We start from the raw sequence: 7,515 nt of genomic DNA, 5'->3' as shown, positions 1-7,515 counted from the left end.
CAGGTAAAAGTTTTATTCGAAGGATCTGCGCAGATGAATCTGGCAGTCCCAGCTTGTTCGTATGTCCCGTATATGGTCAGGTTAGCTTCCTGCGAGATATTGCCGGTGTAACCTGTCGTGATGTAGATACTTTCCACGCTTCCTGTCCCCGCGTCTATCGTGCAGACTTTTGTGTTTGTCGCATCGAATGTGACGATTGCTGTGATTTCAGGCGTCGTGTTCCCTGTCCAGTTCAGCGGGTCTCTCCAGTTACGGGTCGTTCCGCCTCCGTCCCAGACCCTTATCCCGCTTACTTCAAACGATGCCTGTATTGTGTGATCGGTAGTGACGGCTTCAAATGTATACGCATATGACGTGCTCAGCGCGTCAGTCGTTGAAATGTTATCTATTTTCACGTCCCTTATGTAATACCCGGTGTTCGCTGAAACAACATATGTCTTTGATGTCCCGTATTCGACTGCCGCTACCCCGGACGGGTCTATCGTACCGTTGCCCGCTCCTATGACCTCGGAAGTTATCGTGCAAGCAGTGAACCAGTTGGTGGTGTTACCGCTGTTCAATGAATTCGTCGGGTTTATCACCTCTGTGCTTATGTTATTCGAATCCTTCACGTCCACATAACTTACGCTTCTCGTGCCTATCGGGTCTATCTCCCACGTGGCCGGTGATGACGAGCTCCTTAGAGATATCCTGTTCCCGCTCGTGCCTGTCAATGTGAAAGCTCCTGTTGCGTCTATTGTCGTTATTGATCCCGCCTCGAAGGTAAGCGGCTTGTTTGGTATCACACACTTGAAGTTATGGAATGTGGTGTTGCCTTCTATTGATGACGGCGTCGTTGATTCAAACGAGATCGTGCCTGATGTCTGCACGAATGTCCCGCCTGAGTGCGTGAAGTTGCCGTCAATACTTATCGTGTAGCTTTCGGTGGTCAATGTCCCACCGTATATCGCAAGGCTTCCTTCTCTGGTGCCGGCATTGTCAAGAGTCAGGTCACCACCGAGCGTCACCGTTCCCGCCCCTGTACCGAGATGCAGGCCTCCGAGTGCTGGCACTGACGGCACCGTTACTGAAGCGTCTCCGGTGCTTATGAATACTTTGTCGTTGTTAGTCCTTGGATAATCTGACTGGACTATCAGATTTTTCTTCCAGCTGTTCAATGTTGTCCAGGATCCGGGATATGTATTCCAGGCTTCCCATGTATGGTACGGATAGTTTTTGTTCTCGTCTATCAGCCAGGTATTCCTGAAGTCCCAGCCTGAGAATGTGGACTTTTGTTTCAGTTGTGCGGGAGTGACCTGAGTGCCAATACCATTGTTTGGAGAACCGCAATAATAGCTGCTTTCTATTGTGGTGCCAAAATCTCGTCCGGTAAGTCCCCCATGATAAGTACCTTCTCCCACATTCTGCGTTGCATAGCTGTTGCTGATTGTTGCCATGCTCTCCCCTACTAGACCACCCACATACAAACCTGTGCATGTTATTTGTCCTGTCGAATAGCAGTTTAAGGTCTGGGCAGAACTCATCGCTAATCCAACCAGACCGCCTACAATTGTAGATCCGCTCACAGATCCCGTCGCATAGCAGTTTGAGATAATGGAATTAGAACTAGTTCCCACCAGACCGCCTGTCCGCATACCAGCCCCAGTCATACTACCCGTCATATAGCAATTATTTATTGAAGAACTAAAGGCGATTCCCACTAGGCCGCCATTATTTGTTGATGTTGCTGTAACATTACCCATTATATAGCTGTTGCTTATAGTTGATAATGTGATATACCCCGCCAGAGCACCTGTATATTCTTGCCCCGTCACGCTCACGCCGGTCATTCCAACATCCTGTATCACCGCCTCTCCGGAACAATTTCCGAATAGACCAACATTATTAGTAGAAGGACTGTTTATGTACAGTCCGTTTATTGTCTTGTTGTTGCCGTTGAACTTGCCTTGGAAATAATTAGGGTCATTACCTACCGGAATCCACCCCTGCCCGCTGTTCCAGTTTGAAGTCACCGATGCTTCTATTGTTCCGTTCAATTTGAAATTGATATTTGAATCATTCAAATACTGCTTCATGGCCTGCAGCCCAAACACGTCATAGATCATGTACGGGACTGCGTCCGTCCCCGCTCCCGTGAACCGCATGAATGTGCCTGCAGTATCAGGTATGCTGAAACTTTCGCAGGTGAAGGTGCGCGGCGTATCGGGAGATACGCATATAAACCTGGCAGTTCCCGTTTGTTCGTATGTCCCGTTTATCGTCAGGTTCGCTTCCTGAGAGATATTGCCGGTGTAAACGGCTGTGATATAAATATCTTTCACTGTCGCGTCCGCTCCTATCGTGCAGACCTTCGTGCTTGTCGCGTCAAATGACGCGCTGGTCGAAGCATCCGGCGTCGTGTTACCGGTCCAGTTAAGCGGATCGTTCCAGCTGCAACTTGTCGTACTTCCTCCGTCCCAGACCCTTATCCCGCTTACTTCAAATGACGCCTGTATCGTGTGATCGGTAGTGACGGCTTCAAATGTATACGCATATGACGTGCTCAGCGCGTCAGTCGTTGAAATGTTATCTATTTTCACGTCCCTTATGTAATACCCGGTGTTCGCCGTGACAGTGAATGTATTGACAGACCCGCTTGCCACTTCAACCGTTCCGTACGCATCTATCGTACCGTTTGAACCTATCACTTCCGTGGTGACTGTCTTTGTGTTCGACCCGGAACTCGTTGAATAATATACGAGTTTTGAATCCGACGGGACTGCGTTTGCATTTACGGTCAAAAGATAATATCCCTCCGGCAGATCGCTGGGCGTTGTGAACGATATTGAAGTATCCGCGTTCTGCCATTTCGAGGATATCATCGGATACACTGTTTCTGTTTTGTCAAGAAGATTCCCGGAAGGTCCTTGAAAAGAATTCCCTCCTGAATCGGCAAACTGCAAGTACAATCTCGGATAATTCGTCGGTGAAGTCAGATACGATCCTCCGGAGGATTCCGAGATCCCTTTGAACCCCGTACCGGTTATAGTGTAAGCCGCATTAGGTGCAACTCTTACCGGAAACGCGGACGAACCTCCAACTGTAGAAATGACCGGCTGCATGTTGGAGTATGCTGTGTAATCATATTCCGTGTATCTTGCTAATTCACAGGAAGCATAAAAATCTGAACCTGCCCCGCCTTCCATAAGGACCTTTCCGTTGGTAAGTAGTGTTGCCGTGTGATTATATCTTGCCGTGCCTAAACTTCCTGCGCTCGTCCATGTAGCTGTTGACGGATCATACACTTCACAGGAAGTAAAAAATGAACCGCCATCATATCCCCCCGCTACAAGGACTTTTCCGTCGGGTAGAAGCGTTGCCGTGTGATTAACTCTTCCCGTGCTTAAAGGCCCCGTGCCTGCCCAGGTCCCTGCCGTCGGGTCATATAATTCACAGGAGATATAAGAAGGGATGGCCCCGTTATCTCCCCCCGCCACAAGGACTTTTCCGTTGGTAAGTAGTGTTGCCGTGTGACTCTGTCTTCCAGTTCCTAAAACCCCTGTGCCTGCCCACGTACCTGCTGTCGGATCATATACTTCACAGGAGGTAAGCGTTGTTACACCTCCAGCCACAAGGACTTTTCCGCTGGGAAGCAGTGTTGCCGTGTGATTATATCTTGCCGTGCCTAAACTCCCCGTGCTTGTCCACAAACCTGTTGACGGGTCATATACTTCACAGGAAGTAAGCTTATTAGTATTTATCCCGCCCGCCACAAGGACTTTTCCGTTGGCCAGCAGCGTTGCTGTGTGATTATATCTTGCCGTGCCTAAATTTCCCGTGCCTGCCCAGGTCCCTTTTGACGGGTCATATAATTCACAGGAATTTAAAAAACCGGCAACTGTATTCAACCCGCCCGCCACAAGGACTTTTCCGTTGGCCAGAAGTGTTGCCGTGAAATAACCTCTTGTATTAGCCATACCTCCCGTACCTGCCCAAGTCTCGAGTGTCGGGGTATATAATTCACAGGAGGACTTATAACTTCCGCTATATCCCCCCATCACAAGTACTTGCCCGTTGGGCAGGAGCGTTGCCGCGTGGATTTCCCTTCCACTGGCCAAGTTTCCCGTGCCTGCCCAGGTCCCGAGTGCCGGGTCATAGAATTCACAGGAATTTAAAATACCGACATCTAATCCCGCCACGATAAATACTTTCCCGTTAGGCAAAAGAGTTGCAGTGTGGTCGGTTCTTGCCGCACTTAAACTTCCTGCACTTGACCATGTACCTAACGCCGGATCAAACAATTCACACGAGGATAACCTGCCTGCTCCTGTTGTTTGTCCGCCAGTTACTAGAACTTTACCGTCTGGAAGAAGCGTTGCTGAGTGTCCGGACCTTGCCACGCTTAAAGTCCCTGTACTTGACCATGTCCCTGTCGATTGATCATATACCTCACATGAAGTTAGGTATACAGAATCTGTTAGCCCGCCGGCCGCAAGCACTTTACCATTCGGCAGGAATGTAGCTGAGAAGCGAAATCTTGCAGTTATCAGACTTCCTGTGCCTGACCAGGTCCCTGCCGCAGGATCATATACTTCACAGGAAAATAATGTACCTCCGTTATTTCCGCCCGCCACAAGCACCTTCCCGTTTGAAAGAAGCGTTGCAGTGTGCTCATCTCTCGCTGTCCCTAAATTCCCCGTGATCGACCAGCTCTCTGTTGTCGGATCATACAGCTCACAGGAGCTTATCATTGAGCTTCCTGTTGACCCTCCCGTCACAAGTACTTTACCGTTGGGAAGAAGCGTGGTCGTATGGACATATCTTGCCGTGTTTAGACCTCCGGTGCTTGCCCAGGCCCCTGTCGCCGGATCATATACCTCGCAGAAAGATAGTACATGCCCGACACCATATCCCCATCCCCCTGCCGCAAGAACTTTACCGTTGGGAAGAAGCGTTGCTGTGTGATCCCCTCTTGAAAAAGTTAAATTTCCTGTACTTGTCCATGCTCCTGTTGCCGGATCAAATATTTCACAGGAAGCTCCTGCGCCGGTTCCTCCCGCCACAAGCACTTTGCCGTTGGGAAGAAGCGTTGCACTATGATAATATCTTGCTGTACTTAAACTATTCGCGCTTCTCCATGTCGGGTCTATCAGTATCGGGTATTCAAGACCTGTTTTGTTAAACGATATCTCGAACCTGTTATCTTGCCCTTTTACTTTCTCAAATCTTCCTTCGACCCTTTTTCCTTTAGCGTCAAATATCACCGGACTTGTCAATGTCATCCCGCAAATTGATATCTGTCCTTTTTCACCAACAGCAGCTTTTCCTGTTGAGGATTTGATCTCCCTTATGATCCTTTGCCCGCTGTCCTTCTTTATCAGATAGACTTCTTCAAATCCTTCAGGACCCGGCACATAGATCACGTCCGTCTGTCTTTGAACGTTTTTATAAACGAGATTGCCGCCTTCAAGCACAGTGTTTGGATTGTTTATTAAGTTGGCGGGTTTTATCGAGATACTCTTACCGTCTTTTTGTATGGTATAACCGCCTAAATATCTTTTGTTGACGGTGTATTCTGTTCCTGCGTCTGTTCCCGCCCCGTCCCTTTTTGCCAGCGCTTCAAGCGCCTGCTTTTCCGCCGGCTTTAACGTGTTTTCACTTTGTGACGAACCGAGATATCCATGTTTTGTGTTGTATGTGAATACTTTACCTTTTTTTACAAAGGAATCTTCCTTCACATGTGATAACCTAGCCGCTATTTCCGTTTTCTTGAAGTTTGTTAGGATATAATCAACAGTCTTTGATATATTTTGTGAAGCATACAGGCTGTTTATTAATATATTTAATAAGATGATAGTGAAGAAAACCGCTTTTGAGAAAGAAAATCCACTGATATATCTATTTATATTGAATAAATATTCTAGAGCTCTCGGAATTTGATAATTCTCGTGATCTTTATTCTGCGGATCGTTTTTCAAGCAAAACTCCTAGTATTTTGCTGATATATAAACCAGTATATTTTGATTATACGTGAAAACTATATGAAGTCAATATGTTTTTTGATAGATTTTGCCAGTATATAAAGAAAAAATGTGGGGTTCCGGTCAATTTTTCTTCTGCAGCTGCGCCACGCACTCGATGTGCACCGTCTGCGGGAACATGTCGACAGGCTGTATCCTTTTGACCTCGTACCTGTCGTTCAATATTTTCAGGTCCCTTGAAAGCGTCGCGGGATCGCAGGACACGTAGATCAATTTTTTAGGGGACATATTTTTGACGCTTTCAAGGACGGTATTGCAGCATCCGGACCTTGGCGGGTCTAAAACTACCAAATCGGGCTTGAACCCCGCTTCTTTGAACATCTTAAGCGTCCTCCCCGCCTCCCCGCATTTAAAGAAAACATTTTTGATGTTGTTTATCCCTGCATTTTCTTTCGCGTTCCCGACGGCGCTTTCCGCTTCCTCTATGCCGTAGACTTCTTTCGCGTCTTTCGCGAGCCAAAGAGATATTGAACCTGTCCCGGAGTAGACGTCTATCACTGATTCTATTCCCGTCAATGAGGCGAACTCTTTCACGGTATTATAGAGCACTTCCGTTTGCGCCGGATTTATCTGGAAGAAAGACGCCGCGGAAATATTGAACCTCAGGCTGCCGAGGTCTTCTTTGATCCTGTCCGTTCCCCAGACCTGCCGCGTCTTTTCGCCGAGTATCACATTTGTCCGCCTGTTATTAGAATTCAGAACGATCCCTTTCAGTTTGAATTCGTTTTCCTTCCGGTCAAGGTCGTCCAGCATCGCTTTCGCGATATTTTTCCCTCCCGGCATTTCATCGCCGTTGATGATGAAACAGAGAAGCGCTTCCCTTGTCCTGAATCCCGCCCTTGCAAGTATGTGCCTCACAAGCCCCCTGCCCCTGTCCTCATCGTATACAGGTACGCGAAAATCTTTTATCGCTTTTCTTGCGGCTGAAGCGATCTTATTTAAGAACGGATGCAGCACGATGCACTCATCAATATCAACCACCTCATGTGTCCCTTTTTTGTAATATCCGACATCAATATCATTTGACTTTTGACTTATCCGCCTCTGGCGGACAGGGTATTGCATCTTATTCCTGTATCCCCATAAATTTTCGGCTCCTGTCGCGTCCGCGACTATTTCCGGAGGCGATCCTCCTATTTTTTTTATATTGTCCTTTACTATCTGAGTCTTATATTTCAGCTGAGCCGGGTATTTTATGTGCTGCATCTGGCACGCGCCGCAGAGGTGGAAATACCTGCACGGGGGTTCGGTCCTGTCGCTCGAGGATTTTATTATCTTTAAGGTCTTTGCTTTGGCATAATTTTTTTTCAGAACGGTTATCTCCGCTTCCACTTCGTCTCCCGGGACACCTTCTTCCACAAAGACCGCTATCCCGTTCAGACGCGCCACGCCGCTGGCGTCCGATGAGAAGGAATCTATTTTTAACCTGATAATTTCGTTTTCTTCCATGAATATATCTTTCTAACCCTCACCCCTACCCTCTCCCTCTCGCCCT

Annotated in this window: 2 protein-coding genes; both read right to left on the bottom strand. The window is 47.7% G+C overall.

The genetic code is table 11. From position 1 onward, the window contains the following. Positions 1–5,717: hypothetical protein (locus NTZ10_06455; protein MCX5749863.1), on the bottom strand; the 5,717-nt coding region annotated here is incomplete at its 3' end. A 366-nt stretch (positions 5,718–6,083) separates the two neighbouring features. Next, complete coding sequence (gene rlmD / locus NTZ10_06450; GenBank protein MCX5749862.1) at positions 6,084–7,469, bottom strand: 23S rRNA (uracil(1939)-C(5))-methyltransferase RlmD; 1,386 nt, start codon at positions 7,467–7,469, stop codon at positions 6,084–6,086. Positions 7,470–7,515: the final 46 nt, after the last annotated feature.

This window comes from Candidatus Saganbacteria bacterium (genome assembly GCA_026387835.1).
GTDB lineage: Bacteria > Margulisbacteria > WOR-1 > JAKLHX01 > JAKLHX01 > JAPLKZ01.
The sequence above is the reverse complement of the archived record's forward strand: the minus strand, read 5'-3'. Positions and strand labels throughout refer to the sequence as shown.

Bases quoted from the DNA above. Each gene is read 5' to 3' on its own strand.
- rlmD (MCX5749862.1), bottom strand. From the start codon at position 7,469: ATGGAAGAAAACGAAATTATCAGGTTAAAAATAGATTCCTTCTCATCG.